Origin of the sequence: Actinosynnema sp. NPDC023658 (assembly GCF_040639995.1) — a bacterium.
GTDB lineage: Bacteria > Actinomycetota > Actinomycetes > Mycobacteriales > Pseudonocardiaceae > Actinosynnema.
The window spans coordinates 1-2,864 of sequence record NZ_JBFAAX010000730.1; the positions used below are offsets into that span (position 1 = coordinate 1).

4 protein-coding genes are annotated in these 2,864 nt (G+C 73.5%); 1 reads left to right on the top strand and 3 read right to left on the bottom strand.

Annotation, left to right across the window (positions count from 1 at the left end; translation table 11 throughout):
* Nucleotides 1–920 (bottom strand): glycosyltransferase (locus AB0G02_RS33875; RefSeq protein WP_360802550.1); only part of this gene is annotated, 920 nt, incomplete at its 3' end.
* A 116-nt stretch (nt 921–1,036) separates the two neighbouring features.
* Here AB0G02_RS33875 and AB0G02_RS33880 point away from each other — a divergent pair.
* Nucleotides 1,037–1,183, top strand: coding sequence for a hypothetical protein (locus tag AB0G02_RS33880; RefSeq protein WP_360802553.1), 147 nt, complete (start codon nt 1,037–1,039; stop codon nt 1,181–1,183).
* Between the two features lie 41 nt (nt 1,184–1,224).
* Here AB0G02_RS33880 and AB0G02_RS33885 read toward each other — a convergent pair whose 3' ends face one another.
* Nucleotides 1,225–2,652 carry an aminotransferase class V-fold PLP-dependent enzyme gene (locus tag AB0G02_RS33885; RefSeq protein WP_360802556.1) on the bottom strand — a complete coding sequence of 476 codons (1,428 nt, stop codon included), beginning with the start codon at nt 2,650–2,652 and terminating at the stop codon, nt 1,225–1,227.
* Nucleotides 2,649–2,864 (bottom strand): hypothetical protein (locus tag AB0G02_RS33890; RefSeq protein ID WP_360802559.1); only part of this gene is annotated, 216 nt, incomplete at its 5' end. The genes AB0G02_RS33885 and AB0G02_RS33890, both read right to left, overlap by 4 nt.

A 2,864-nucleotide genomic window follows, 5' to 3' on the forward strand; every position in this document is an offset into this window, starting at 1 on the left:
ACGACCAGTTGCGGCACGCCCGCGCCCAGCGTGCCCATGGTCGTGCCGGCCCCGCCGTGGTGCACCACGAGGTCGACGTGCGGCAGCAGGTCGGCCTGCGGGACCCACGGGAGCACCACGACGTTGTCCGGCAGGTCACCGAGCGCGTCCGGCTCCACCGTCGGTCCGGTCGCCACGAGCACCTTCACGTTCAACGCGGCCAGCCCCTCCACGGCGGCGCGCAGCACCTCCACGACGCCGAAGGCCGTGCCCAGCGTCAGGTACACCAGGGGTTCGCGGTGTTCGAGCACCCACGGCGGCAGCTCGCCTGGCTCGCTGAACGGCACCGGCCGCAGCGGGATCCGGTGCACCGACGAGGTCAGGAACGCCGGGTTCTGCACCGACGGCGGGCAGACGTCGAGGTACGGGTGGCCGAGCACCAGGGGATCGCTCCGCGGGACCTCGACGCCCAACTCCGCGCCGAGGTCGGTGAGGTGGGCGAGCGCGGGCTCGGCGAAGTCGGGCTCCTGCCACATCCGGCCGAACGAGTGGCACAGCGCGGGCACGCCCGCGACGTCGGCGGCGAGGCCCGCGCCCGGGTTGCCGAACTCGTGCACGACCAGGTCCGGCTTGCGGTCGGTGATGACCGGCGCGAGTTCGGTGGCGAAGCGGCGCGGCATCACCGAGGCGAAGGTGTAGGCGACCCGCTCAGCGACGTCCTCCGCCCTCCTCGGCCGGGCCTCCTTGGTCGCGATGGCGAACGCCTCGTTCACCTCGATGCCGCCGACGATGTGCTCGATGCCGCGCGAGGTCAGCGTGCTCGCGAACGCGGCGCCGGTGAAGTAGGCGACGTCGTGCCCCACCTCCCGCGCGGCGATCGCGAGGGGTAACAGGGGGTAGGTGTGCCCGTAGTGGCCGAGGCTGGAGAAGAGGATTCGCACCGGGACGAGGGTAGCCAGGCGTTGTTCGGCAGCAAGCGAACCTGTCCGTTTGGGGACCTTCCCGCATACGGTCGTGAAGGTCGAGGCGGTGCTGGTGGAGTTGCTGGAGCGCACCCGTGCCCACCAGGCCGAGCGCGTGCGAGGGCATCCACCCCTCCGGGAAGACCGACCTGAGGCTTCGTCGGTGGTGCGCGGCGTGGAGCGGCGCGGGACTGGCGGGCTCGATCGCGGTGATCCACGGTGGCCGGGTGCCCAGGGCGTGAGCCCCGCGGCACGGTCGGCAGCGGGCGGGTCGTGGGTCCTGTCACTCCGGTGCCCGTCCTGCTTCCAGGATGTCGAGGATGAGGCTGTTGACGTCGGCCGGGGTGGTGCGGGGGTTGATGGTGCACAGCCGCAGGGCGCGGTGGCCGTTCACGGTGGTCGTGGCGATCAGGAACCGGTCGCCGCGGTTGACGGTCTCCGCGATCCGGGACTGGACCGCGTCGAGGCCCGCACCGCCCGCGGCCCGCGGTCGGTACCGCAGGCACAGGATGCCGAGGCTCGGCCCGGCGAGCAGTTCCAGCTCGTCGTCCTGTTCGACGAGGGAGGCGGCGTGCTCGGCCAGGTCGAGCCCGTGGTCGATGGCCGCGCGGAAGGCGCCGACGCCGAAGCCCTTGAACGACAGCCACAGCTTGAGCGCCCGGGCGGCGGTCGTGAACTGCACGCCGTGGTCGGACAGGTTGACCTCGTCGGGTGCGGGCCGGGTGAGGTCGAGGTAGCCGGTCTGCTCGCGGAACCGGCTCAGCGCGAACGCCCGGTGCAGGGTGGCCGGGTCCCGCACGAGCAGGCAGCCGATCTCGTAGGGCTGGAACAGCCACTTGTGCGGGTCGATGACGACCGAGTCGGCCTCGGTGAGCCCGGTCAGGGCGACGCGTCCCCTGGTGGTCATCGCGGCGGCGGCCCCGTGCGCGCCGTCGACGTGCAACCAGAGGTCGTGCTCGCGGCACAGGCGGGCGAGTTCGGGCAGCGGGTCGATGCTGCCGGTGTTGGTGGTCCCCGCGTTGGCCAGCACGAGGAACGGCCTGCGGCCGGCCTTCCGGTCGGTGTCGATCTCCTGCCGCACCCGGTCGGGGTCGAGGCGGTGGCCGGTGCTGGGCAGGACCCGCAGGGAGTCGCCGAGACCGAGCACGTGGCAGGCGCGGAGCACGGCCGGGTGGGTCTGGTCGGAGCAGTAGAGGACGGCTCCGGTGGCGTCGTCGCCCAGTCGGTCGTGCCTGGCCGCGGCGACGGCCGTCAGGTTGGCCAGGGTCCCGCCGGGGGTGAACACCCCGCCGGCACCCTCCGGCATCCCGAGCAGCTCCGCGAGCCACCGCGCGGTGACCTGCTCGACGGCCGCGGGTCCGGCGCCGACGAACCACGCGCCGGGCGAGACGTTGAACCCGGAGGCGAGCAGGTCACCCAGGACGCCCAGGAAGTTGTTGGCGCTGGGGATGAACGCGAAGCAGCCGGGATGACCCAGGCGCAGCGACCGGGGCAGCACCTCGGCGGCGAGGAAGTCGACGAGCCCGGCCGGGTCCGCGGGTTCTTCGGGGACGGTCTCGGTCAGGAGGTGGTCGACCTCGCCGGCCGCGACCCGCCGGTGCACGGGTCGGTGCCGCTGCTCGCGCAGGTGGTCCACCACCAGGTCGACGACCTGGTGGCCGAGTGCGCGCATCTGCTCGGCGGTCAGGTCGAGCTCGTGGGGGCTGGTCACCGCGGTGGTCCTTCCGTGATGGTCGTGGCCCGGCGCACCGCGTCGACCCAGGCACGGGCGACGGGGTCGAGCGCGGGCCGTTCACCGACCGGGGCCGCGCGGTGGGGCAGCTGGACCAGCGCCAGTTCCTCGCCGGGACCCACCCGGTCACCGGGCCGGGCGTGCCGCCCCAGCAGCGCCTCGCCGGGGCGCCGCTCGCTGAGCTGCTTCGG